General features: G+C 41.1%; 25 protein-coding genes. 14 read left to right on the top strand and 11 right to left on the bottom strand.

Annotated elements, in window-relative coordinates:
- Nucleotides 1–10: 10 nt before the first annotated feature.
- The 4 genes from IGI46_RS09160 to IGI46_RS09145 form a co-directional block, all read right to left on the bottom strand.
- Nucleotides 11–1,939, bottom strand: a complete 1,929-nt coding sequence (locus IGI46_RS09160; protein WP_429973299.1) for a BglG family transcription antiterminator — start codon at nt 1,937–1,939, stop codon at nt 11–13.
- Nucleotides 1,940–2,309: 370 nt separating this feature from the next.
- Nucleotides 2,310–3,500, bottom strand: a complete 1,191-nt coding sequence (locus tag IGI46_RS09155; RefSeq protein WP_429973298.1) for an ABC transporter permease — start codon at nt 3,498–3,500, stop codon at nt 2,310–2,312.
- Nucleotides 3,487–4,629 (bottom strand): ABC transporter permease, encoded by a 1,143-nt coding sequence (locus tag IGI46_RS09150; protein ID WP_429973297.1) that lies wholly within the window; start codon nt 4,627–4,629, stop codon nt 3,487–3,489. The genes IGI46_RS09155 and IGI46_RS09150 overlap by 14 nt, the downstream gene beginning before the upstream one ends.
- A 12-nt stretch (nt 4,630–4,641) precedes the next feature.
- Complete coding sequence (locus IGI46_RS09145; protein ID WP_429973296.1) at nt 4,642–5,574, bottom strand: ABC transporter ATP-binding protein; 933 nt, start codon at nt 5,572–5,574, stop codon at nt 4,642–4,644.
- A gap of 117 nt (nt 5,575–5,691) precedes the next feature.
- Here IGI46_RS09145 and IGI46_RS09140 point away from each other — a divergent pair, with 117 nt between their 5' ends.
- The gene (locus IGI46_RS09140) at nt 5,692–6,804 is read left to right on the top strand and encodes a sensor histidine kinase (RefSeq protein WP_429973295.1); all 1,113 of its coding nucleotides are present in this window, start codon (nt 5,692–5,694) and stop codon (nt 6,802–6,804) included.
- Complete coding sequence (locus IGI46_RS09135) at nt 6,779–7,405, top strand: response regulator transcription factor (RefSeq protein ID WP_429963004.1); 627 nt, start codon at nt 6,779–6,781, stop codon at nt 7,403–7,405. The genes IGI46_RS09140 and IGI46_RS09135 overlap by 26 nt, the downstream gene beginning before the upstream one ends.
- Before the next feature lie 254 nt (nt 7,406–7,659).
- On the opposite strand, the gene IGI46_RS09130 is transcribed toward IGI46_RS09135, so the two are convergent.
- Nucleotides 7,660–10,335 carry a homing endonuclease associated repeat-containing protein gene (locus IGI46_RS09130; RefSeq protein WP_429973294.1) on the bottom strand — a complete coding sequence of 892 codons (2,676 nt, stop codon included), beginning with the start codon at nt 10,333–10,335 and terminating at the stop codon, nt 7,660–7,662.
- A gap of 609 nt (nt 10,336–10,944) precedes the next feature.
- Between IGI46_RS09130 and IGI46_RS09125 the strand changes: the two genes are divergently transcribed.
- From IGI46_RS09125 to IGI46_RS09070, 12 genes are all read left to right on the top strand, one after another.
- Nucleotides 10,945–11,658, top strand: a complete 714-nt coding sequence (locus IGI46_RS09125; protein WP_429973293.1) for a lantibiotic protection ABC transporter ATP-binding protein — start codon at nt 10,945–10,947, stop codon at nt 11,656–11,658.
- Nucleotide 11,659: 1 nt separating this feature from the next.
- Complete coding sequence (locus IGI46_RS09120; RefSeq protein ID WP_429973292.1) at nt 11,660–12,385, top strand: lantibiotic immunity ABC transporter MutE/EpiE family permease subunit; 726 nt, start codon at nt 11,660–11,662, stop codon at nt 12,383–12,385.
- A gap of 2 nt (nt 12,386–12,387) precedes the next feature.
- Entirely contained in the window at nt 12,388–13,110 is a 723-nt protein-coding gene (locus IGI46_RS09115; protein WP_429973291.1) for a lantibiotic immunity ABC transporter MutG family permease subunit, read from the top strand.
- 53 nt (nt 13,111–13,163) lie between these two features.
- A complete protein-coding gene (locus IGI46_RS09110; protein ID WP_429973290.1) occupies nt 13,164–13,832 on the top strand; it encodes a response regulator transcription factor in 669 nt (222 codons plus the stop codon).
- Entirely contained in the window at nt 13,814–15,178 is a 1,365-nt protein-coding gene (locus IGI46_RS09105; protein ID WP_429973289.1) for a sensor histidine kinase, read from the top strand. Before IGI46_RS09110 ends, IGI46_RS09105 begins: the two co-directional genes overlap by 19 nt.
- Nucleotides 15,179–15,310: 132 nt before the next feature.
- Nucleotides 15,311–15,487, top strand: coding sequence for a hypothetical protein (locus tag IGI46_RS09100; RefSeq protein ID WP_429973288.1), 177 nt, complete (start codon nt 15,311–15,313; stop codon nt 15,485–15,487).
- A gap of 89 nt (nt 15,488–15,576) precedes the next feature.
- Nucleotides 15,577–15,771, top strand: coding sequence for a hypothetical protein (locus tag IGI46_RS09095; RefSeq protein WP_429973287.1), 195 nt, complete (start codon nt 15,577–15,579; stop codon nt 15,769–15,771).
- Between the two features lie 117 nt (nt 15,772–15,888).
- Complete coding sequence (locus IGI46_RS09090; protein ID WP_347298913.1) at nt 15,889–16,092, top strand: hypothetical protein; 204 nt, start codon at nt 15,889–15,891, stop codon at nt 16,090–16,092.
- Nucleotides 16,093–16,127: 35 nt separating this feature from the next.
- A complete protein-coding gene (locus IGI46_RS09085) occupies nt 16,128–16,346 on the top strand; it encodes a DUF2922 family protein (protein ID WP_429973286.1) in 219 nt (72 codons plus the stop codon).
- A 111-nt stretch (nt 16,347–16,457) separates the two neighbouring features.
- Entirely contained in the window at nt 16,458–16,841 is a 384-nt protein-coding gene (locus tag IGI46_RS09080) for a hypothetical protein (RefSeq protein ID WP_429973285.1), read from the top strand.
- Nucleotides 16,842–16,877: 36 nt separating this feature from the next.
- Nucleotides 16,878–17,549 (top strand): DUF2922 domain-containing protein, encoded by a 672-nt coding sequence (locus IGI46_RS09075; protein ID WP_429973284.1) that lies wholly within the window; start codon nt 16,878–16,880, stop codon nt 17,547–17,549.
- 128 nt (nt 17,550–17,677) lie between these two features.
- Nucleotides 17,678–17,758, top strand: a complete 81-nt coding sequence (locus tag IGI46_RS09070; protein ID WP_242704509.1) for a putative holin-like toxin — start codon at nt 17,678–17,680, stop codon at nt 17,756–17,758.
- A 367-nt stretch (nt 17,759–18,125) separates the two neighbouring features.
- On the opposite strand, the gene IGI46_RS09065 is transcribed toward IGI46_RS09070, so the two are convergent.
- The 6 genes from IGI46_RS09065 to IGI46_RS09040 all read right to left on the bottom strand — a co-directional run bounded on the left by IGI46_RS09065 (nt 18,126) and on the right by IGI46_RS09040 (nt 23,577).
- Nucleotides 18,126–19,145, bottom strand: coding sequence for an SDR family oxidoreductase (locus tag IGI46_RS09065; RefSeq protein WP_429973283.1), 1,020 nt, complete (start codon nt 19,143–19,145; stop codon nt 18,126–18,128).
- Nucleotides 19,146–19,207: 62 nt separating this feature from the next.
- The gene (gene dltD, locus IGI46_RS09060) at nt 19,208–20,476 is read right to left on the bottom strand and encodes a D-alanyl-lipoteichoic acid biosynthesis protein DltD (protein WP_429973282.1); all 1,269 of its coding nucleotides are present in this window, start codon (nt 20,474–20,476) and stop codon (nt 19,208–19,210) included.
- The gene (gene dltC / locus IGI46_RS09055; RefSeq protein ID WP_207705270.1) at nt 20,476–20,706 is read right to left on the bottom strand and encodes a D-alanine--poly(phosphoribitol) ligase subunit DltC; all 231 of its coding nucleotides are present in this window, start codon (nt 20,704–20,706) and stop codon (nt 20,476–20,478) included. The genes dltD and dltC overlap by 1 nt, the downstream gene beginning before the upstream one ends.
- Nucleotides 20,707–20,725: 19 nt before the next feature.
- On the bottom strand, nt 20,726–21,934 hold the full coding sequence (gene dltB / locus IGI46_RS09050; RefSeq protein ID WP_429973281.1) for a D-alanyl-lipoteichoic acid biosynthesis protein DltB: 1,209 nt from the start codon (nt 21,932–21,934) through the stop codon (nt 20,726–20,728).
- Nucleotides 21,931–23,412, bottom strand: coding sequence for a D-alanine--poly(phosphoribitol) ligase subunit DltA (gene dltA / locus IGI46_RS09045; protein ID WP_429973280.1), 1,482 nt, complete (start codon nt 23,410–23,412; stop codon nt 21,931–21,933). The genes dltB and dltA overlap by 4 nt, the downstream gene beginning before the upstream one ends.
- Before the next feature lie 15 nt (nt 23,413–23,427).
- Nucleotides 23,428–23,577, bottom strand: a complete 150-nt coding sequence (locus tag IGI46_RS09040; protein ID WP_207705267.1) for a teichoic acid D-Ala incorporation-associated protein DltX — start codon at nt 23,575–23,577, stop codon at nt 23,428–23,430.
- Nucleotides 23,578–23,600: the final 23 nt, after the last annotated feature.

Raw genomic sequence — 23,600 nt, 5'->3', positions numbered from 1 at the left:
TTTTCACTTCCTACTGCATTATTAGCGCTAATGCTTCTTTTTTTGTTTTTGCCTGCAGCACCTTGTTGACTCGAGCAGTATCTTGAGTGAATGCTGCGAGTTCTTCAAAAATATCTGCGAATAAATGTTGGATATTCGTATCAATTGCTAACACGAAAACTAATTGGACTTGCTCATTCTTCCATGAAATAGATTTTTCCAATTGAATAACAGCAATCCCTTGCTTTACAACACTTCCTTGGTAGGCATGGGGGATTGCCACCAAATTGCCGATAGCGGTGGAAGACAAACATTCTCTTTGTAAAACCAATTCTAAAAAATCAGCTGTAACGTAGCCATCTTTTTCCAGTGCGTTCACCCCTTGTCGAATCACTTCTTCCGGTGTCTGCATCTTTGACTGCAAAAAGACCAGCGACGGAGACAAAAGGGAAGCTAAATGAGAGGATTCTTTCGTGTTCAAATTTTGTTGAACAGCTTTGCGCTCTTTTTCATTCAACACCGGGGAAACATAAACAACTTTAACATCCGGTATATTCAGCGGCACAGTACTGATAATCAACTCTGCTTGATAATGAAGCAGCCGGGGATCTACCGCCGAAGAGATACCTATGATTTCTAATTGTGGAAATTCTTTTTCTAATTTTGATTTCAGCAAGTAACTTGTTCCCATTCCTGATGCACAGACAATCAACGCAGTGACCGGCTCTGCAGTGACTAAACTGCTGCGATCAATTGCTGATTCAATATGCATGACCAAATAGCAAATTTCGTCTTCATTTAACGTCAGCTGATACCTATTTCGAATACATTCAGCATATGCAACAGCAATCTCATAAGCTCGCGGATACTTTTTCTTCAATTCCTTTGTCCAAGGGTTTTTGATACTGATACCGTAGCTTAGACGATTTAACAATGGTTTAAGATGAAGTAAAAGAGCGGATAGAAATCGCTGATCCTTTGCCAAACTAGCCGAAAACAATTGGTCTATCTGCTGACTCCATTCCTTCAAAATTACTAAGAGCTCTTGATCAATTGGTTGCTGCTGTAAAACAGCAGCTGCTGAAAATGGTTGATTGGCCAAATTTGCCCCCATTAAGTGAATGGTTAAATAGCCTATTTCAGATTGCTTATACAGCAATTCAAAATGTTGAACCAATCGCAGATACAATTTTTCTGCCAAGCTCCATTCTTTCTGCTTTTCAAGCTTTGACAATTCGCTTTGACCCATTTCCACATATTGATTATGGGACAAACGCTGCAGTGAGATTGCAATATGAATAATCAATCCCTTTAATGCAATATCAGATAGCTCAATAGCAAATTCCTTCTGAAAATCCAAGACTAGCTGCTTGATTTCAGAAACACAAACATCAGGAAATGTTTTCTGCATATCCACAAAATCCAACAGCATCTCCTCAGCAGCCGTCTCTTGTTTTAACAGTTCCGCTTTCAATATACGGAAAGCGATTTCATCACCTTCGATTTTAATTCCTTTGCGTGGTGCACGAATTAGTGAAACATTGAAGCTAGCTAAATAGTTTTCTAACGCATCTAGATCTCTTAAGACAGTACTGTTGCTGGAGAAGATTTGTTCTGCAATACACTTAACCGATAGATACTCTTGAGTATTCAATAAAACGTGTAAAATATCTCTTTTTCGAATCTCCATTTCTTCTGTACTGTCTTCATTGTTGACTAAACTCAACAACCGTAATTCATTGACGGATTCTGTTGGATAATCCAGCCAGATTCCTTGTCCCTTTTGCGTAAAAATTCGATAAGGCTTATCAGCAAAACTGGCATTGATTCGTTTGATATCATTTTTAATCGTTTTTGAACTGACGGACAACTCTAGAGCTAATGCGTTCGAAGTTTGCTTTTCTCCCAGAGGCTTATCCATCAGCAATTGAATAAGTTTCTTTTCACGTAGCTGCAGCATGTGATCACCTATTTCCTTGTAATTACATGTTTATTATGACATCTGACGATCAAAAAATACAATCCATTCTTTTCTTCTTCCTAAGGAACCCTATGGAGTTAACGCCCAGCCAGATAGTGAATCAGCTTTTCCTTCAGTATCTTTCACACAAAAAAACCCATGCGAAATTGACAATCTTCACACAGGCTTTTCTATTCAGAAATTTGATTAATCCATAGAGTCAATTAAGTAACTTTTGCTTTGGTAAATGATCAGTCATTCTGCATTCTCTTTAATGCAGGTTTATAATGCTCAGTTATCTTGAGAGATCTTATCAAACTATTTATCTTTAATGTATTCACGAGAAAAAAGTTAATTAATTTAGTTGCTTTTATTGTTCCAAAACAGCATTTTCTTTTTTACTGAATAGACTCAACCCGCCTTTTTCCTTCATAGTGATCAAATGAATGACCAAGAAGACTGCCGTAAAGGCGAGTAGAATCAAACACTGCTGCAGGAATTTATCCTTAAAGGCTTGATTAAATTCGATCGTTTTTCCTAACAATTCATTGTTTTGGACGAACCAATAGGTTGGTGTGAATGAACCAATCTTCATTACCACATCAGGCAGCATATCAGTTGGAACAAAAACTCCGCTGATGAAGCAAGAACCCATAATAAAGACATTGTTGATTCCGGCAATCGCTTCACTGCTCTTAATTACACTCGTTACCAAAATAGAGAAGGCAACCATGACCGAAGAGAAAACCAGAGTGTTCAACAGAAAATAGCCGGTCAATAGATTAAAGCCGCTGTCCGTGGCAAAGAAAACAAAAGCTGTGAAAATCACAAAACAAACAAAGGAATAAACGAGACTGCCAATTGAAATACGGCGAGATAACTTCCGACGAGAGACTGGCGAACAACTATTGCGATCCTTGATTTCTTTTCGATTAAAAGCGAGATTGATTACTGAGTAGCCGCTAAAAATAGTCATAAACAAACCATAAGCTAATAGATTGTAAATGCTGGCCTTGACTGTTTGACGACGCTTTTGATGATAGGTGTTGTCAAAATGAACCGTACCTTCTTCACTCAGTGTATCCTGAGTCATGGTTAGAATTTCTTTCTGACTCATTGAAGGCATTTGTTTTTGGAACGTTTGATAGGTGTTCAAAAAGTGATTAATTGTTGTATTAACCAGAGATTTTGAAAAAGTTCCTGGTTTTGTCTGACTATCGACGGTTGCTTTCGTTCCGGCAGCTAAATCTGCACCGAAGTTTTTAGGAATGGTTAGAACATATTCTGCTTTATCGAAATACAGTGCATCATCGATTCCCTTCTGACTATCATCCTCTAAGGTTACTCGTTCATGCTGGCTGGACAGCTGTTTGACCAAGCTGCGACTGATTGCTGAATTATCCTTATCAAAAATTACAATCTTAGCACCTCCCAGGTCTTCTGGTTCAGCCTTTAATTGCCCTGCATAAAAAATTGTTATGATTCCCATAATAATAATTCCTAACAACAAGGCTCCCTTGTTTCGTTTCAGAATTTGTAAGATTGCATTATATGTGGTCATATTGAACCTTCCTCTCGAAGTAATAGTTTAACAGGGTGAAGACTATCGCAAAGCCGATCATCCAAATCAAGTTTTGGTAGAATGGACGCAAAGATTCATAATAGAACAATTGATACATGCTGTCGCTGATTAAGTTAACAATATTCAGCTTACCTAAAAGCGGCAGATGCAAATCAATCCAGTATTTCAATGATTGAGACCCCATCATGCCGGCAAAGAAACTCATCGCCATAGAGATCCCCACACCAACACTGATCTTCTGCTGGAAGGTCATTTTAGTAAACGCATTGCCTACCAGGGTACCAAATGACAAAGTAGCCAACGAAGCAATGGCATAGATTAGGAAAATATATCCCCAGCGGTCCCCAAAATCTACTTTATAAACAAAACGGAAAACAGCTAAAATTGCCATACTTTGAATATAGAAAAGAACAAAACTTGCTAACAGGTTGGCTGTAGCTACCATTAATTTGTTTTTCGGAATAATACATAAGCGAATACCATTAGGCGATTGGTTCGCCTGCTGATCGTTCGCATTTTTCAATCCCCACATGAAACCATACATAATCGCCATCGCAACCAAGGTAAAGAAGTAGAAGGACTTAATGCTGAAGTTGCTTGATTCATGACTTTCTGTCACAAAATCCTCTGAGCCAAAGGTGTCAGCTGACAAGTTTTGGGGCTGAACTGTGCCAGACGAAATCAGGGTTTCAATTTCAGCTGTTCGCTGCACATACTGGTTCAAAAATTCCTTTAGAACCGTTTGTGGAATCCCGCTTTGACTAACCGAAAGAGCAATGTCATCTGGTGTGATTTCGTAGTAGCCAGCAATTTTATCATCTGACAGCTGTTTAGCAGCTTCCTTTTTACTCATCCGCTCCCCTTGGTAAACAGGTTTGCCATTGTCGTCCTCTATGGAATATAGGACATCTTCAAAGTTCTCTGTTTTTTGCTTATCGGTTGAAACGATCCCTACTTGAGTCGTTTCCAAGCTATCCATGTTATCCAAGCTGCTAAAAGCTAAGTTGAACAACAAACCTAAGACTACGGGAAAAGCGAAGGTCCAGAATAGCAGGACTTTATTTTTTAGCATTACCTTGACACGGTAAACAAACAATCGTAAAAACATTGTCGACTCCTCCTAATCTCTCAGCTCTTTGCCAGTAATCTCTAGGAACACATCATTCAACGTAGCTTCTTCAGTGACCAAATTGGCATAAGGAATATTTTCCTGTTCAAAGTAGCTTAATACCGGCAGCATGCTTTGCTTCAACTCTTTTGTATATAAAGTTAAGTACATTTCATCGTAGCTGACATCAGAAACACCGGGTAATTCACTGATTACCTTTAACTGAACTTGAGAAATATCTGGTACTTCCATAATGACCTTTTCACTAGTACGAACCATATTCTTCAGCTGTTCCTTCGTTCCCTCTGCAATAACCTGACCTTGGTCGATAATCACGATTTGGTTACAAAGAATTTCAACCTCTTCCATATAGTGAGTAGTATAAACAATGGTCGCTCCCTGACGATTCAACTCCTTGATGCTTTCCAAAATCTTGTTACGACTTTGTGGGTCAACTGCTACTGTTGGCTCATCTAGGAAAATCAGCTCCGGCTTATGAACGATTCCGCAGGCAATATTCAAGCGGCGTTTCAATCCACCACTCAGCTGTGCAGGAAAGAATTTACAGAACTCTTCCAATCCAACCAAGGAAATGACTTCGTTTACGTATTGGTTCCGTGTTTTCTTATCATTGATATACAACCCACAGTAATAGTCGATATTGTCCTTCACATTCAATTCTTCAAAGACAGCAATTTCCTGTGGTACCACACCGATTTTTTGCTTAATGTTGTATTTATTAGGGCCCATTTCTTCGCCAAAGATTTTGATATTACCGCGATCATAAGACAGCAGCGACAGGACGCAATTAATGGTTGTTGATTTTCCGCTTCCGTTTGGTCCTAACAGTCCTAAAATATCTCCTTGCTTAACTGACAAATTTAAATGGTTAATCGCTAAAAAGTCGCCATAGCGTTTTACTAAGTTTTCAATTTCGATCATCATGTGTAAAAACTCCTTTTCTTTTTCTTATTACCATGACTATAATGGAAAATGAGCAGAGGAAATAGTGATATCCTGCTAAATGCCACATGACAAATGTCACATGATTAGGAGAAGGACATGACGAAATACACCTATTGGCTTGAATATCTCTTCCTATTTATCAGCGGGGCTCTCTTATTATTCAGCAGTGGCTTTCAGCCAGAGAATATTTGGTACGTTCTGGTTGCAATTCTATTGATTGCTCCAGCTCCCTTGTTTCCTAATAAGATCGGTGCCTGGTTGTCATTTGCTGCAATCGTCGTTACTGGAACGCTTGTGCCCAGCTTTCTATTTTTCTTTCCGGCAACGCTGCGTATAATTTGGCGGGAACAAAAACCCTATGATTGGTTGATGCCTTGCGGAATTTTAGGACTGCTGTTTCAACCTGAAATCACAATATTTATTCGTGGGATTCTTGCCAGCTTGTCGCTGTTTGCCTTGTACTTATGTTTGCGGGAACGAGAATATATTCAATTAAGAAGTGAACTGCTTCAGCTAAAGGATGATAGTTGGGAAAAACAGGAATTATTGAAGGAACAAAATGATGAACTGATACGCTCACAGGAGACCTTTGTTGAGCTGGAGATTGCCGAAGAGCGCAACCGAATTGCCCGAGACATTCATGACAATGTCGGACATTTACTTTCCAGTGCAATTATTCAGTTAGGGGCTGTTGAAGCACTCAACCAAGATTCAACCGTCGATAAACTATTGGAGCAGCTGAAGGAAACCATTCACAGCGGGATGAATAGTATACGAAAAAGTGTGCATGATCTTCATAACGACTCCCTTAATTTGACAAAATCGGTCCCCCTTTTGTTGGCGGACTTCCGCTTTTGCCCAGTAGAGCTAGAAGGAACCATTCCTGAAACCTTATCCAAGACTCAGGAAAAAGTACTTCTGACAGTAATTAAGGAAGCCTTGTCTAACGTCATGAAGCACAGTCAGGCCACACAGGTTCGCTTAGTTTTTGATGAGCTGCCAGCTTTTTATCGCTTGAAGATTTTAGACAATGGCAAATCTGTTCCTGAAAACCCTGAGATTACCAATGGCATGGGCTTAGCCAGCATGCGGCAGCGGGTTCAAAAAATTAATGGTCAGCTGCATATTCACCCTTCTCAAAAAGGGTTTCAAATCAATATAATTTTACCAAAGGAGACGAACGATGATACGGGTAGCAGTAGTGGATGATGATTGTCTGGTAACAGAATCGCTAAAAACAATTCTTGAAGCCAGTGGAGAAATTAAAATAGTAGGAACCGGTCATTCTGCCCCGGAGGCAGTGGCCCTGTTTCTTAAGGAACGACCAGATGTGTTATTAACAGATATTCGTATGGGAGAGAGCACTGGTATCCAAGCTTCTAAGGAAATACTTCAACAAGTGCCTGAAGCAGTCATCTTACTGCTGACCACCTTCTCAGACGATGAATACATTCGTGAAGCCTTGGCTTTAGGCGTGAAGGGCTATTTAATCAAACAAAACTTATCCACCATCGTTCCCGCCATTAAGGCTGTAAACAACGGACAGTCCGTCTTTGGGACCGAGATTGTTGGGAAGCTGACCGAAATTTTGCAAAATACAACACCCAAAAAATCTCATAACTACCAATTGTCCGAACGTGAAGAAGCAATTTTGTTAGAGGTAGCGAATGGGAAGAACAACAAAGAGATTGCCAAAGCACTTTTCTTAAGTGAAGGAACCGTTCGCAATTATATCAGTCAATTATTAGAAAAGCTGGAGGTTCGCGATCGAACGCAGCTGGCAATTTTTTATTACCAAGAGTATCAATAAACTAAAATAGGAATCAGGCAGCAGCGACACCAAAAGCCTTACAATTGGCGGTCGCTATCCGTTCTGATTCCTATTTTTTATGAAAAGAAAAACAAACTCCGACAGCAGATCAGTTAATGAACGAGGGACTTTACTAAACTAGCTGGTTCAGCTACACCATCGTCTTCTTCGCCAAAAGCAGAAACATATTCCTCTACCAGAAATCCACTTATGGCTTTGTCGGTTTTCTTATATCATGCTTTTTCATATCTCCCTCAAATTAACCCAGCTTTTTTTAAGAAGGTATTCCAGGTTCCGAAGCGGTAGGAAGCCAAACTCGCGCGCTCAAAATCCTTTACTTCCGGTATTTTTTCCAGCTCAACAGCTCGCTGCTTGATTGCTGCAATCAACTCTTCGTCATTAAGTTGTGCCTTTAGCGGCTCACGTTTGGCAGGCTCCAGTCCCGCTTTCAGTAGAAAGGCGCTCCAACTACCAAATCGGCCGATGACTAACGTACCATATCGAAACTCTTTTGCGTTCGGGCTTCGACCTATTTGAACCGTTCTTTCCTTAACCAAGTCAAGCAGCTGCTCGTTGCTGATTGCTGTTTCATGCTTACCAGCTTCTTCTAAGCCCGCACTATTTAAAAAGGTGGTCCAATTACCAAATCGTTTGAGGATCAAGTAACCATATTTAAACTCTTTTTTTCGTGGTGTTCGGCCTAATTCGGCGGCTTGGGCTTGAACCAGCTCAATTAACTGCTCGTTGCTGATTTTATAACCTGATTTCACTGGCTTTGCTGGCTCTAAAGCAGCACTTTGTAAAAAATCAGCCCATGTTCCAAATCGGCTGGTTGCTAACTCACCACGCTTGAATTCATATTTTTTGGGGGTTCGACCTAATTCAAGGGCTCTTTCCTTAACCAAATCAAGCAGCTGTTCGTTGCTGATTTTAGGTTTTGGCTTCACCGGCTTTACAGGGTCTATCCCTGCGCTTTGCAAAAAAATGCTCCATTTTCCAAATCGGCTGGTTACTAATCGACCATGCTTGAATTCACTTCTTTTTGGTGTTCGACCTAACTCGGCGGCTTGGACTTGAACCAGCTCAATCAACTGCTCATTACTGATTTTAGTTTTTGGATTCCTTGGCTTTACACGGACACGGGCCAGTCCGGCACTTTTTAAAAAAGCTCTCCAGGTTCCAAATCGGCCATTTGCTAGTCGACCATAGTGAAACTCTCTTATTGTCGGAGTTCGACCCAACTCGGCGGCTTTGGCTTGAACCTCTTCAAGCAATTGTTCGTTGCTGATTTTATAGCCTGATTTTCCGGGAAACAAAAGGTCTAGTCCTGCACTTTCTAAAAAAGCACTCCAGACTCCAAATCGTTTAATTGCTACTGGTGCATGTTCAAACTCTCTTATTGCCGGGGTTCGACCCAGCTCAGCTGCTTGGGCTTGAACGCGCTCAATCAATTGTTCGTTGCTGATTTTGACTATTATTTTCGTTTTTTCTTCCGGTGGTTCTATCGGCTCTAAGCCCGCACTTTTTAAAAACCTTTCCCAGCTGCGAAATTTATCCTTCGCCAGCTCAGCATACTCGAACTCGATAATCGTTGGTGTTCGATTCAATTCCACTGCTTGAGCTTTGATCAATTGAAGCATCTGATTATTACTGATTTTAAGAATATTTTTTCCCCTTGCGGCTGGCATCTGCTCCACCGCTTTCAAGAAATTGTACCACCCTCCATAGCGGTTAATCGCTACTTTACAATAGGGACTCTCTTCCATCTTCGGCACTCGACCCAATTCTACTATTTCTGACCGAATCAATTCAACTAGTCGTTCGTTGCTGACCTGAATATATTTTTCTGGTTTTAACCCAGCCGCTAGTAAAAATTCGATCCAGCTGCCGTATCTGTTAACTGCTTGAGATCCGTGCTTAAACTCTTTTTTCTTCGGAGGACGCCCCAATTCCACCGCTTGCGCACGAACCGCTTCCATCAGCTGTTCATTGCTGAGTGATTTCCGATACGCTTCAGGCTTCGTTGTTTTTAAACCCGCGTGATATAAGAAAATTTGCCAACCGCCAAACTGATCACAGGCCCACTTATTCTGCGTAAACTCGTGTTTTTGAGGGATCCGGCCCAATTCAGCAGCTTGCGCTTGAACTAATTCCATCAGTTTTTCCTTACTCAGTGCTTTCTGTTTCTCTCTAGGCATCTCGATTTCCAGACCTGCGCTAGCTAAAAAGTTTCGCCAGCCGCCAAATCTGTTCGTGACCGTTGACTCCTGAGCAAATTCATATCTTTTAGGGGTTCGACCTAATTCAGACGCTCGAGCTTGCACCAACTCGATTAGCTGTTTATCACTGAAGTATTTTTCTGGTATTTCGTATCTTTGCTGTTTTCTGCGTTTCTTCACTTTGGCTGGTTCTAGATTTGCTGCCCGCAAAAAGTCTGACCAACCACCATATCTGTGGGTGGCTGTCGCCCCCTGAACAAACTCATATTTTTTGGGTGTTCGACCTAATTCGACCGCTCGGACCTGCACCAACTCGATTAAGCGTTTATCGCTAATTTGTTTGAATTTTTCTATTTCTGGTGGTTCTAGCCTTGCAGCCAACAGAAATCTTTGCCAACCACCATATTTTTTTATTACCGCTCTAAACTGAGTAACCTCATTCCGTTCAGGTGTTCGGCCCAACTCGGCGGCTTTGGCTTGAAACAAGCGGATTGCTTCTTCATCACTCATCAGAGCATTTCCGCTGTTCTTGGTTTCCAGACCAGCACTGGCAAGAAAGTTGTTCCAACTGTCAAAGCGCCTAATGGCTGTTGCAGCTGCGGCAGTCTCAACATCTTTATGTGTGGGCGTTCGGCCTAATTCAACAGCTTTCTGCTGGATTAAGGCAATCAATTCCTCATTGCTGCTATTTTTATTTCCATTTTCACTCATTTATCAAAGCTCCTTGCTTCTTATAAATTACTTTGAAACTTAGTGTTGCCAATAGTTAGGCCAGTTAACTTTCCAACCTGATTGATTCAACTTTTATTAACCAGCCTAAGCCGCTGGTTTTAAGCTTACTCTATGTAAACAGTGCTCAAAAATAAACCGTTTAACTATTTTATTCTACTTATCTTAGAATCTTAGAAAAAAATGAAATACGTGACTTATTATACTTCATTGAATTCTTCGATAAAATAGAAAATTACATAATCTGTTCTTTTTTTAATGAAACTAATTATGTTAAAAAATTACTCAGTATTATAATGAGTGTGAAGAGATTTTTTTGAATTATTCCTTGCTAGATGTTCGCAGCATCTAGTGAGGATTTTTGCTTTCACCACACCATAATGAATATTTTGAAAGGATGACCTTGACGATCGTACTCATAAATTTACTTCAAGTTCCTATACTCTTATTATTTGCGAGCCCTCTTTGCTTTCCCCCACTGAATTCCAGCAACCTCTAAGAAACTGAAAGCAAGAAGCAATTATTTTATTGACTCCTTATACTTTCCTTATATTCTCCCAGTATAGTGAAAGCATCAAAGGAGGACTTCCCATGAAAAACATGATTTTAACAACTGAAAACCTGACAAAAACTTATCACCACCAAAAAGCGGTGGCCGATCTTTCTTTAAAGATTCCAGAAAACAGTATTTACGGACTTTTAGGTCCAAATGGGGCCGGAAAATCGACGGCCTTGAAGATGATTACCGGAGTAGTTCAACCCACAGCCGGAGAAATTATTTACCGGAACAGGCCATGGCAGAGACAAGACCTAAATGAAATCGGTGCCTTGATCGAGAGTCCCCCACTTTACGGTAACTTAACTGCTCATGAAAATCTGCTGGTTCGAACAACTGCTCTTGGCTTACCCAAGTCTCGGATTCAAGAGGTACTGCAGCTGGTAGACTTAACAAATACCGGGAAGAAAAAAAGCCGACAGTTCTCTATGGGGATGAAGCAGCGTCTAGGAATTGCCCTAGCTCTTTTGAATCATCCTAAGCTGCTGATCTTAGATGAGCCGACGAATGGCCTTGACCCCTTAGGCATTCAAGGCCTGAGGAACCTGATTCGTTCATTTCCTGCTAAAGGAATTACCGTGATTTTTTCCAGTCATATTCTATCGGAAGTGGAAAGTACTGTGGACACAATCGGCATTATTGCCAATGGCAGATTAGGCTACCAAGGGGATTTGCCGGAAAGCAGCGCTGCCTTAGAAAATTTATTTATGGATGTAGCTCGATCACATCGTGAATTGGGGGTTGAATAACATGGGAAAGCTAATTCAAGTAGAATATATTAAAGGCCGCCGCAGTTTTGGCCGCAGAAGTTTACTCATTTTTCCACTTTTAGTATCACTGATGGCCATCTTTTTGATGGGGGGTCAATTTACTCAAATAGGTGCTTATAACTGGTGGTATATGATGCTGCTGCCAGCAGTAACTGCGTTGGTTTGTATTAACTTAATTAATCCTGACAAACGTTTGGATTTTTTCAACACATCGATCCTGCCAACTCCGCAAACAAAAGTCTGGCAAGCAAAAATCTGGACTGGCTGTTCTTATTTATGCTTAGCAAACGGTCTGATTTTTGGCCTAACAACTTTTTCAGGTTGGCTATTCAATACTCAATATCCTGTACGGAGCGGTTTAACAGCTGGCTTAGTGCTAACCATTACCTGGATCTGGCAGGTTCCGTTGGCTATGTTTTTAGCGACACAATTCAATTCGATTGTGACCTTTCTGAGTATCTTAGCTTTAAATATCGGCTTCTCTGGTCAGCCGACTGCTGGCGGGGCGCTTTGGTTCATCCCCTTCGCAATTCCAGCCCGATTGATGTCCGCCATCCTCGGGATCAATCCGAACGGTGTCCCCATGGAAGCAGCTAGTCCACTCTACAATACAGATGTAATCCTACCGGGGATAGTCATCACCAGTACGTTATTTGTACTGCTGTTTATTGCAACAACCAAATGGTTTAGTCAAAGGAGGAAATAGCCATGTTGAAGCAGCAATTGCAGGCCGATAAGCTCAAACTAAGTAAAACGCCTTTTTTTATCTTACATCTCGTGATTCCTTTATTAGGTTTGGTTGCTTTCATTAGCTATCAATTAATGACCCATTATTCGGCGGAAGCACTGACGATCAATTATTATCAGCTATTAACCCTGATCTATCCTTTGATAGCTACTTGGATGTGCACATTAACAGCTGATCAGGAGATCGAAGCTGGCGGCGGCTTCTTTCTACTAAATACTACCTCACGCAGCAGTACGCTGTTATCTAAGCTGCTGTTCTTGATCGGCTCAGGCCTATTCGCCTGCCTTTTTGTGGTAGTGGGTTATCGTTTCATTATTGGTCTTTTCCTTACCAATTATTCTCTACCATTTAATACAAATCTGGAACTTGCTTTGGTGATTTGGGGTTGTGCCCTCTTTCAGTACTTTTTCCATTTCTGGATCGGATTGTGCTTTGGCCGGAATGTTAACTTTGCGGTAGCAACCTTCGAACTGCTGCTGTCAGCCCTGTTAATCACTGGATTAGGTGAAACGATTTGGTTCTTCTTTCCCTGCGCTTGGGGTATTCGTTTGATACCACTCGTGGCTGCTTCCCAACCTGCGATAAAGTTAGGATTCGGGGCATTAGGGATCGGAACTTTATTGATGTTGGCTTTTCTTTTCAACTGGTTTCAAAGATGGGAAGGACGTAAAAATGAAGAATAGCCCCCTTGTCTCGTCCTTCATTTCAAAATATACTTAAGCAAGGAGGTGCTCAGATGGCACAGATTTTAGCAATTGATGATGACAGTGAAATTTTGAATTTTATCAAAACTGCTTTAGAAAGACAGGATCATCAGGTTACTACGGTCACCTCAACAAAGGAAGTAACTCCAGAAAAGGCAGCTTTTGCGGAATTGATACTGTTAGACGTCATGATGCCTGAAGAAGACGGCTTTACCTACTGCCAACGAATTCGCCAGCTGGTAGATTGCCCGATTCTTTTTGTGACTGCTCGGACAGCCGAGAATGATTTAGTCCATGGCTTGGGAATCGGTGCTGATGATTACATCCAAAAGCCCTTTACCGTCGCAGAACTACGGGCACGCGTCGCCGCTCATCTCAGACGAGAATCGCGAACCCACAGCCATGTTCTGAGAGTAGACAATTTAGTCTTGAATTTAACTAGTCAACAAATCCTGTATGACGAAACACCTATCAATTTTACCAAATCAGAATATGGCATTTGTGCCCATTTGATGGAGCATGTCGGGCAAGTATTCTCCAAGGGACAATTATATGAAGCTGTTTTTGGCTATGAAGGAGAATCCGACGAAAGTGCCATTGTCGAACATATCAAAAATATTCGAGCTAAGTTGAAAAAGCTTGGCGAAGAGCCAATTGAAACAGTCTGGGGGATCGGCTATCGATGGAAAAAAAGAAAATAATCAGCCTGACCGGTTACGTCACCCGAATTCTGCTAATGGCCTTTATTGGCGTATTCATTCTATTGGCAGCTGCCCTTTTTCTCTTTCAGTTAATGATTCAATCTAGCATGATTGCTCCTGCTAATGCAGGGGAAACGGCTGCTCGTGGGGAAATTGAACGACTAAAGCAACTGAACAAATTCCCTGATGATTTGCAGCCAAGCTATTATGATTTTGTTTATTTTGATCAGAAGAATCAAGTAATCGCTTCTTCTTTGAGCGGAGATAAATTAAAACAGGAGATTGATAAATACACTCCCGACAATGATACTTATTCAACCGGTGCTTATGTTCAATTTGACGACGGCAGCCGCTGTCTTTTATCCTGGACATATACTGCACAATTTACCAATGAAACACTTCGGCGTATTTTACCAAGCGCGGAATTAATTTTTATTATTGGAACTGGACTTGCATTAGTTCTTTTCTTTCTTTTATATACCCGTAGAGTCAGCCAAAAGCTGCGAGAAAAGCTGGTGCTGGTAGAAGCTGCCAGCCAGCAAATTACCGCACAAAACCTCGAAGAACCGATCCCGACTTCTGCCGGTATCCGTGAATTTAATGAAACATTACAGTCAATGGAAGATATGCGAGAAGCATTAAAATTTTCGCTGCTTCAACAATGGGAGGCCCAACAGCAACGAAAGCAAGAAATTGCTGCCCTGACTCATGACATCAAAACACCACTGACAGTAGTGAATGGCAATGCTGAGCTTTTATTGGAGGACAAGTTAGATCAAGAACAACGGAACTTGGTTCAAGCCATTTATCACTCAGGAAGTAAAGCCAAACAATATGTGGGTGCCTTGCAGCAATTATCCAATTTCGAAGTAGTCAATGAAGAAAAAGAACCCTTGTCTATTGATCATTTGATTCATGAATTGAATGAGTCACTTACCCCAGTAGCTCAGTCAAAGGGAATCAACTTAGACTATCATTACAACCAAGACTTACAGCAAATTGTTGGCTCGACGTACATGCTGACTCGTGCCTTAATCAGTATCGGCGAAAATGCTATTCGTTTCACCCATTCAGGCACAGTCAACATTCAAGTAACACAAACTAAAAACGAAACCCACTTCATCTTTGAAGATCATGGTCCCGGCTTTAGCAAAGAAGCCCTGCAGCATGCCAAGGAAATGTTCTGGCAGCAGGACAAAAGTCGAACTCCTGACAGCAACTACGGGATCGGTCTAGCCATCGCTGAAAAAGCTGCTCAGTTGCATGGCGGCCGATTGGTATTGGAGAATACTGATGATGGTGGGAGAGCTGTGTTGGTGGTGAAAAATTCTACAAAGACCCAATAGCAACAATGATCTCACTATATATTTATCCCTTCCATCCTTTAAAGTTTGTTACAGATTAGTTGCCATGTATTGACTGTAACAGCCCTGGTAGCGAGACGATCGCATTATGCGACACTGCCGGACTATCTGTATTTGCCAGACACAACGTTTGGTTTCCTGTTGAGTAAGCAGCCGATTTTACAACAATTTCCTTTCGAGTCTGCGATTTATTATCATCAGTATTCGTCTCGCTGGACGACCCACTATCTGGCTGAAGCAGAGAGAAATCACGGCTTCGATGCCTTCCCTTTGGATGAACAATCCGTATGATCAGACAAAAATAAATAACTAGAAAATAGAGGCAGTTTCCCTTTCATCAGGTGAAGCTGCCTCTTTGGTTGTTCTTATTTTTTCGTTTTTTGTTATTTTATCTTTTTCTCAAAAAAGCTGAAACTGCTCTTTTCGTTGGTATATCAGGGTTTATCGGCTTTTTACCGCAAAAGGAGAACACCCCGATTAAAAAAACTTTTCTGGTACCCCAGCCCCTTTTTTCACTTTCTCAAAAATCAAAAGCCTATCAAATCAAGGTTTTTATTTTTGAAATGGGCCTGTAAGCCCAAATTATTCTCTGGGGTCCCTATAGCTTTTTTTTGGAGAATTATTTATTGTTTAGTCACCGGCCGGGACACAAAAACGAAAAATAAAACAACACCATTGGAGGAATGAAAAAAATGATTCAACTACTAGGAACAAAATTGCAGGTCCAAATTGAACAGAATGGCGAAGACAAACAAAAGAAAGTCAATTTCAGTAATATCATCAACAATCCAGCGGAAGCCGACATCGTAGCATTAGGGGAAATAATGGCTGACCTGGCACCGGATAGTTCGTTAGACAGCGTAATCGTGACAAATCAAACACGAGTTACTAAATAAGAAATAGTAACAAAGAAGGAAAGAAGGAGGTCCCTATGCCTACAACTAAATTAGTCGCAACGTTCCAAACAGAAGACGGAAAAATGCAAACTTGGTCTTATGAAACACCCAACACGAGTAAAACAGCAGAAGAAATGAAGGAAACACTTGAGAGAATAACTCAACTGAACCTGTTTCAAAGGCATGGCATTCGTCAGTTCGCAGCAATCCAAAGTGCTGAATTTATTACTACCAAAGAAACAACGGTTTTTTAGTCACTTATTAGAAAAGCTTCGTTGGCTTAGCCGTTTTCGAAGTCATCACTAAAAACATTAAAAATAGCCCTGCAGACTGAGTCCTGCGGGTGCTAAAGGAGGAAATAATCAATGTCAGGACAGCCTTTTACCACTCATCAGCTGTTTCATTCAAAACAAGAAAAATTAGAAGAAGAAATTCTGAACTTCTATCAAGAAACACAGGACAGTACTGTCACTATCCAAGTTTTACTAGCTACAAAGGTTCGTTACCAGCTAGGCGACACAAGCTTTCACTTATTTATGAAGGGACTGGTACGGCATTTATTTGCCAAAGCAACCGTTAATCGTGCCCTTCGCCGTTACTTCTTTTTCTTTGCGGATTATTTTACTAAAGATGAGTGGCAGAAGCTGACTGCCCGATGTTTCCCAGCTGAACCTGTCACTACTGAATTATTTGAAGTCACTGAAGCCCATACCCTTGGAGCTGATCTGTCTGCAGCAGAAAGTTCCTGAAAATAATAAAAAAAAGAAAAAAGAGGAGAAATCTATATGTTAAAACTAAATGCTTCATTTGAAGACGAAATGGGAAAAAGACACCGTTGGTCTTACAATGAACCTAATCCAAATCTAACACCTGAGGAAATTCGCACGTCATTAGAAACCCTAACCACACTGAATTTATTTGAGAAAGACAATGTGAAGCAATTCCAAAAGGTGGTTTCTGCTAAATTCGTGGAAACAATTGAAACACCGCTCTTTGATTTATCAAAACCAGCTCCACAAGCTTATGTAGCGGATCCCGATAATGTATTTGCGCCGCAATTTGTGACCGAAGAAGGATACCAAGTCTCTGAAGAAGTTACTAATATTGAGAAAGCAGCCATCGTTGTAGAAGAAGAAAAGGCTGTAAAAACACCGACTGCACCAGCTGAACAAGGGCTAGTAGCTCCTGTTTCAGTGAAAGCAGTAGAAGCTGCTGGTATGAAGAGAACCGCTCCAGCTGATGTTCCAGCAAAAACTTCTGTACCGCTAGCAGCTGTTTCTGAAGAAATGAAAGTTAATCCTCTTCCAAAAGAGTCAGCTAAACAACCGTTTGAAACAACTGAATCACACGAACCCGAAGCTCTGCTCAAACCGGTCAATCCACGAAAGGCGCAAGTAGACAGAGTCCGAGCCTTTCACGAAGCCAAGAAGAAAAAAGGGAAAAAGAAAAAATGCTAAGTCCCTCACCTGACCTTGATTGTCGCAAGGGAGGTGATACCTAATTTAGCAGTGTTTATGGCGGTGGCTGAACTCTAAGAAAGGAGTGATGCGAAAAAAATGCTTAACCTAGGAAAGGATTTCCCGCCATGACTGTGTATCAGGCGTTGACATTGGCAATTGCCTTTGCGACCTTGATCATTACTCTTGATCGACACAATAAGAAATAGTACCAAGTTCTACTCACAGTCACCGTCTTAAACGGTGCTATTGGGGTGCTAGCGCGCGGCACCTCTGCTTATGCGAGTAGAACGAATAGTTGGACCTTAGCTATTTTCACAATAGCCAACGCTGAGATACAAAAAATCTCAGCTTGTAATAAAAATTCGTTCTTTGAAAATCTAATAATGTGAGCATTAATCCAAGAATCTGCTGTTTGCCTTTGAAACAGATCCCTATTCTTGCAAACTATAACTTTTTAAACTGTAAAAAAGTGGCCAAACAGTCAGATACCAACTGTTTAACCACTTCTATACATATTTATTTTACTTGTCTTGCTGTCACTTATTGAACCACAGGTGAATTCTAGAGAAAGCATTAAAGCTCGCCATTTTTCACCATACTATCAATCGAATCCAAGACTGTCTGCTCCTTAGTGAACATTGGCCGCCAATCTAGGACATCCTTTGCTTTTTGATTGCTGATATTACGATTCATAGCCAGCATAAGCTTTCCTTCTTTGGCTCTACTATTGAAATAGGAAGCAATTTCAATCGCCCAAGCGGAAATGGTTCTAGTCGTTAATTGAGACGCTAGTTGCGGACGTTCTTTACGGATCAGCTCTTCAATCTCCAATAGCGTAATTTCTCCATCAGCAGATGCAATAAACCGTTGATTTCTAGCCTCAGGAGTAGTCATTGCTCGAATATGGATATCCGCTACATCTCTGACATCAACCACATTCAAGGGAAGATTAGGAAATGCTTTGCCAAAGACCATTTTCAATACGCTAAAACTGCCTGAGGTATGATCATCCAGCGGAGGTCCGAAAATTGCTACAGGATTGACTGTCGCAAACTCCATTCCACTGCGGTCATGCTCGATAAATTCCCATGCTGCCTTTTCTGCTAAAAGCTTAGATTTCTCATAAAGTGAGAGACCGGGTTGCTGTTCATCTGTCCAATCCTGTTCGGTTGTTACCTTATTATGGTCTAGATTACTGAAGCCTAGTGCACCGAAGTTAGAGGTCATGACTACCCGTTTGACATCTGCTTTACTGGCAGCTGTTAGGATTCGTTGAATGCCTTCTACGGCTGGACGAATCATTTCATTTTCATCCTTAGGGACTGAGAAAAAGACTGGTGAAGCAACACTTAACACGTACTCTTGGTCTTCAACCGCCTGATCCCAGCCATCATCCTTCAACAAATCAGCTTCCACAAAGGTCAGCTTGCTAAGATCGGTAATCCCATTAGCACTCATTGTATCTTTTATATAATCGGCACGTTTTAGGGAGCGTACAGTTGTTCTGACTTGAAACTTCTGCTGCAATAGCTGATGAATAATATGCAGCGCTAAAAAACCAGTACCGCCAGTAACTAAAACCGTTTTATTCATAGCGAACACCTCCACTTATTGTCTAAGCAGATTAACACAGGTTTAGTGAGTGAGTCATCTATTTAATCTGCAAGCTTGGTTGGATCAGTCTTTTGCCATTCAGGACTTAAAAACTTACTGTTATTGATTTGATAGTTTACCTCTACGGGTTGTTTGTTTTCCAAAAATGGTTGAATATACTGATCCGCAGATAACCAGCCTTTCCAGCCTAAGTGAATGGTATCTTGCATGAAGTAAGGTTCATTGGCCTTATCCGTCATATCGACAACATTGTTGAAGCCTTGAGAATTCAGCTGATACTTAATTTTTTGAGCAAATTGTTCCAGCATTGGCTGCGACAATCCGGTATAAGCAGCCCAGCGTCCGTTGACTGGTGGAATAATGAATAGACAATCCGTATGTTCTTTAGCTAATTGATCCAAAGCCAATTGAAAATCGGAAAATTCAGTGGAATAGCGATAATCCCAATCCTTTTGTGAGCCTTCCATTTGCTTCAATTGTGGTTGAATCCGTTGCTTGAAGAAATGGTGTTGGATTTCAAAGTTATTCCCTTTAGTTGCTTTGCGTCCAATTTGATCTGCCAATTGATCCAGTGTTGCAAAATCATACTTATCAGGCAGTGCTTTGGTATTTTTATCAATGGCCTCTTGTTTCGAGCGCATACCAATCGTACTAAATAATTCATCTTCACGACTTAACATATTGTATTTCATCTCACTTATTCGCAAGTCTTCCTTATTAGGCAGTTCGCCTTCCTTAATTTGATTAAGCATGCGAGCTAAACGGTCGTCCTTATTCACAACACCATAGCTTAACAGACGGTCAGCTAAATATTTATCATTTGGTGCGACCTCTTTCAGATTCAACACCCAATTTAAGGTTTGCTCTGGTGAGTAATAGGCATCGAAATAATCTCGTTTAATACCATCCTTAACGAACCATTGGGGAGAAATGATAAATACAGCTTTTTTGCCCTTTATCTCACTACCTAACGATTGCATCATCATAAATTGGGTCAATGACTGTGTGCCCGGTGCCCCCATCAGAAAGGGTGTATAGCCTCGTTGATACTTCTCAGCTAAGACCGAAGGATGGAATGGACTGATACGGCTTAGCTCTGATGAACCGAAAAACGGTACATATTGTCCGGTTCGGATCGCGCCCCTTTTTATATCGTTGCCTCGCAAGATATTTCCAGACATTGAGCTGGATGCTTCTTTCAGCAATGCCGGATCACTCGTATTTTTTCTCACTGGAGAAAAGAACAGCAGAAGCAACAAAACCGCGGCTAGCAGGATCGGTCCGAAAATGCCGAACAGCTTTTTTTTCATTACTGCAGAGCCTTTACTTGGGCAATAATTTTATTTGGTGTGTTCCATTGGTCGCGGTCAAACTCTGAAACAGGTACTTGGACATCCAATTGTCCTTCTAATTCCACGAGCAGCTGAACGGTTGCCAATGAATCCATTAGGCCTTCGTCAAATAGATTAACATCAGGATTAGCTCTTACTTCGTCGGTACCAGTTATTTCTTCTAAAATGTTAAAAATGCTTTCTTCCATGATAAATCGCTCCTTTTAATTATAAGTGGTGAAACAATAGCTTATCGAGAAATCCTGAGAAAATCAGGAAGCTAAGACAGACAGCGTTGAAAGTTAAGAATACTGCCAGGGCATGAGTCCATCGATTAGAAGGCAGATCTTTGTGCTTCTTCTTAAATCTCAACCATGCATCGGTTAAACAAATCAGTGATGCATGATAAAAACCGTAAAGCAGGTAATACCAGGTCAGTCCATGCCAAACGCCCATAATCATAAACAAGGCAAAGTAACCCACGTTTGAAGCCACAATACGACTTTTGAAGGTTTTCTTTTTCAGCAAGGTGAACATTAAACGCATATAAATATAGTCACGAAACCAGAAGGACAAGGTCATGTGCCAACGATTCCAGAATTCCTTGATATTCCAAGACAGAAACGGCTTATTGAAGTTTGGTGGTGCTTCAAAGCCCATCAGCTTACTAGTTCCAATCGCAAAAAGACTGTAACCAGCAAAATCGAAGAACAAGTACATGCTGTAGATATACATGTAAGCAACCAAGGCCCATGAAAATCCACCATGACGCATGGCAATATGATCAGCAATAGGCAACCACACCTGACCAAAATAATAGCCAATAATGAACTTGTAAAGGAACCCCAAGAAAATATTTTTAACGCCAGCTCCTAATAGATCAACGTATTTATCCGGTGCTGGCGGTTCTTCCAAATCTTTGGTGAATCGACGGTAACGGTCAATTGGACCAGATGAAATGGTAGGAAAAAACAGCAGGAACTGGATATAATGCAGCGGACTGTATTCCTTGATCATGCCATCTCGCATTTCCATAATCATCTGTACCGACTTAAAGGTTAAATAAGAAATTCCTAGAAAACCGACAATCGAGGCATTTCCATTTTCCAAAAATGGCGTAATCTTAACTAAGACTAGCGGAAGGATGCTTAAAAATACCGCTGTGTAAAACACTCCTGATTTGTTCTGTTTTGCTCGGTAGCGATGATAGAGCCAGACTAACAGACTTTGATAAATGACGTAACCAATTAAAGCCAAGCCTTGGTTAGCATCTGCTCCACCAAAGGAAATGTAGAGAAACAGCAGCGTTACGATCGATTGATAGATCGGCAACCGTTTGCCCTTCCAAAGTAATGCAATAATAATCGGCAGCAGTGCAATTACCAGATACACGAAATAGCTAGGTGCTGCGTAAGGATTCATATGTGGCAGTATCATGTTTGATTCACCTCAGCAATCAGTCCTTTGCGGTCCAGCTTGCCATTAGCAGTTCGAGGCAGCTGCTCCACATAGACAAAACGTTGAGGTATCATATAATCCATCACACGATCCGCCAGCTCTTCCTTGATAGCCTTTGTTAGCTGAAAAGCTTTTTCAAAAGAATTGTCTGCTGCAACAACATAAGCGACTAACTGTTGAACCTTATGCTGCTGATACTTCGGCACAACAACTGCCTGCTGTACATAAGAAACTTGTTCCAAATGATGGTCAATATCTTCCAATTCGATCCGATACCCATGAAGCTTCACCTGAAAATCGATTCGACCTTCATATAAAAGCAGGCCTTCTTCGGTTATACGAACAGCATCTCCAGTACGATACACTCGGGTACCCTCTTCGGTGAAGAACGCCGCTTCTGTTTTCTCAGGATTATTCATATACCCCTTGGAAACACTAGGTCCTTTAATTAGTAGTTCACTGTCATCAGTGAGCTGTACTTCGGTATCTGCTTTTACGTAGCCAATGGGTACTCGATCAAATTGCTCCAGCAGATCCGGCGTTACTTCTACACCAGAAATTGCCACCGTTGCTTCTGTTGGGCCATAGGTATTAAAGACCTTAGCATTAGGAAAACGGCGTAATAATTCTTGTGCTGTCTTCCTTGGCAGCTCTTCCCCGCAAAACAGAAAAATTTTCAACGATGGGATATGTTCCCCATCGAATTTCTTTTCCATTAAACAAATATCCATGAAGGAAGGGGTCGATACCCAGACATCTAAGGATAAAGTAGGCAAAAAAGCAAACAATGCTTTGAAATCATTAATGATCCGTTTTTCCATCGGCACGAGGGTACCTCCGCTGCATAACGCAGGATAAATACTCATGACTGATAGATCAAAGGAATACGGCGCTTGTGACAAGAAACGCATTTCTTCCTTAATTCCGAAGGCAGACAAATCCCAACTGACAAAACTTACTAAATTGTCGTGACTAATTTGAACGCCCTTAGGGACACCGGTGGTTCCGGAGGTAAAGATAATATAGTAATTTTCATCTCCAATTACTGGTTGTAATGAAACCACTGGAAAATTTTCCATTTCTTTTTTCATTTCCCCATAAGATAAAACAGGTATGTCACTTTTCACACCTATCGGCCATTCGCTGACACTCAGCACGAATGCTGGCTGGGCTACTTCCAAAATTAATTGAATTCGTTCGATTGGTGTGGTCGACTCAATCGGAATATAGGCATGGCCCGACTTTGCAGCGGCTAAGAAACCCACCAGCATCTCGAACTCCAATTCGCCGAATATGACAATTGGTGCTTTAGCTGGAATGTTATTCTGCAAGTAATAGGCCAGCTGTTGCGATTGGTCTTGTAATGTTTGATAGGTGAAGGATTCGGACTCCGATTGGTAAGCCAAACGGTCTGGATCTTTTTGAGCCCATTGTTCAATTTGTTCAATTATTGTCATAGCTGCTGCCCTCCTTTAAAACTCGTTGTAAATAAAGTTACCGCCATGAATACTCTTGTAATGGTATAGATAGATTAAAAACAAAATAATAGCAAAATAAAAGATAGTTTTGCCGACAAAGCTCAGCCAATACCTGACTGACGGCCGTTGTAGGATTTCTCGCATTGGTATGCCTCCCTTACTTTCAA

Origin of the sequence: Enterococcus sp. AZ163 (genome assembly GCF_050498925.1) — a bacterium.
GTDB lineage: Bacteria > Bacillota > Bacilli > Lactobacillales > Enterococcaceae > Enterococcus_A > Enterococcus_A ferrettii.
Note: the sequence above shows the minus strand (reverse complement) of the source record. Positions and strands in the feature narration are given on the sequence as shown.

What these genes read in the sequence shown, in the direction of transcription:
- IGI46_RS09160 (WP_429973299.1), bottom strand. Translation starts at nt 1,939, where the DNA reads ATGCTGCAGCTACGTGAAAAGAAACTTATTCAATTGCTGATGGATAAG.
- IGI46_RS09155 (WP_429973298.1), bottom strand. Translation starts at nt 3,500, where the DNA reads ATGACCACATATAATGCAATCTTACAAATTCTGAAACGAAACAAGGGA.
- IGI46_RS09150 (WP_429973297.1), bottom strand. Translation starts at nt 4,629, where the DNA reads ATGTTTTTACGATTGTTTGTTTACCGTGTCAAGGTAATGCTAAAAAAT.
- IGI46_RS09145 (WP_429973296.1), bottom strand. Translation starts at nt 5,574, where the DNA reads ATGATGATCGAAATTGAAAACTTAGTAAAACGCTATGGCGACTTTTTA.
- IGI46_RS09140 (WP_429973295.1), top strand. Translation starts at nt 5,692, where the DNA reads ATGACGAAATACACCTATTGGCTTGAATATCTCTTCCTATTTATCAGC.
- IGI46_RS09135 (WP_429963004.1), top strand. Translation starts at nt 6,779, where the DNA reads ATGATACGGGTAGCAGTAGTGGATGATGATTGTCTGGTAACAGAATCG.
- IGI46_RS09130 (WP_429973294.1), bottom strand. Translation starts at nt 10,335, where the DNA reads ATGAGTGAAAATGGAAATAAAAATAGCAGCAATGAGGAATTGATTGCC.
- IGI46_RS09125 (WP_429973293.1), top strand. Translation starts at nt 10,945, where the DNA reads ATGAAAAACATGATTTTAACAACTGAAAACCTGACAAAAACTTATCAC.
- IGI46_RS09120 (WP_429973292.1), top strand. Translation starts at nt 11,660, where the DNA reads ATGGGAAAGCTAATTCAAGTAGAATATATTAAAGGCCGCCGCAGTTTT.
- IGI46_RS09115 (WP_429973291.1), top strand. Translation starts at nt 12,388, where the DNA reads ATGTTGAAGCAGCAATTGCAGGCCGATAAGCTCAAACTAAGTAAAACG.
- IGI46_RS09110 (WP_429973290.1), top strand. Translation starts at nt 13,164, where the DNA reads ATGGCACAGATTTTAGCAATTGATGATGACAGTGAAATTTTGAATTTT.
- IGI46_RS09105 (WP_429973289.1), top strand. Translation starts at nt 13,814, where the DNA reads ATGGAAAAAAAGAAAATAATCAGCCTGACCGGTTACGTCACCCGAATT.
- IGI46_RS09090 (WP_347298913.1), top strand. Translation starts at nt 15,889, where the DNA reads ATGATTCAACTACTAGGAACAAAATTGCAGGTCCAAATTGAACAGAAT.
- IGI46_RS09085 (WP_429973286.1), top strand. Translation starts at nt 16,128, where the DNA reads ATGCCTACAACTAAATTAGTCGCAACGTTCCAAACAGAAGACGGAAAA.
- IGI46_RS09080 (WP_429973285.1), top strand. Translation starts at nt 16,458, where the DNA reads ATGTCAGGACAGCCTTTTACCACTCATCAGCTGTTTCATTCAAAACAA.
- IGI46_RS09075 (WP_429973284.1), top strand. Translation starts at nt 16,878, where the DNA reads ATGTTAAAACTAAATGCTTCATTTGAAGACGAAATGGGAAAAAGACAC.
- IGI46_RS09070 (WP_242704509.1), top strand. Translation starts at nt 17,678, where the DNA reads ATGACTGTGTATCAGGCGTTGACATTGGCAATTGCCTTTGCGACCTTG.
- IGI46_RS09065 (WP_429973283.1), bottom strand. Translation starts at nt 19,145, where the DNA reads ATGAATAAAACGGTTTTAGTTACTGGCGGTACTGGTTTTTTAGCGCTG.
- dltD (WP_429973282.1), bottom strand. Translation starts at nt 20,476, where the DNA reads ATGAAAAAAAAGCTGTTCGGCATTTTCGGACCGATCCTGCTAGCCGCG.
- dltC (WP_207705270.1), bottom strand. Translation starts at nt 20,706, where the DNA reads ATGGAAGAAAGCATTTTTAACATTTTAGAAGAAATAACTGGTACCGAC.
- dltB (WP_429973281.1), bottom strand. Translation starts at nt 21,934, where the DNA reads ATGATACTGCCACATATGAATCCTTACGCAGCACCTAGCTATTTCGTG.
- dltA (WP_429973280.1), bottom strand. Translation starts at nt 23,412, where the DNA reads ATGACAATAATTGAACAAATTGAACAATGGGCTCAAAAAGATCCAGAC.
- IGI46_RS09040 (WP_207705267.1), bottom strand. Translation starts at nt 23,577, where the DNA reads ATGCGAGAAATCCTACAACGGCCGTCAGTCAGGTATTGGCTGAGCTTT.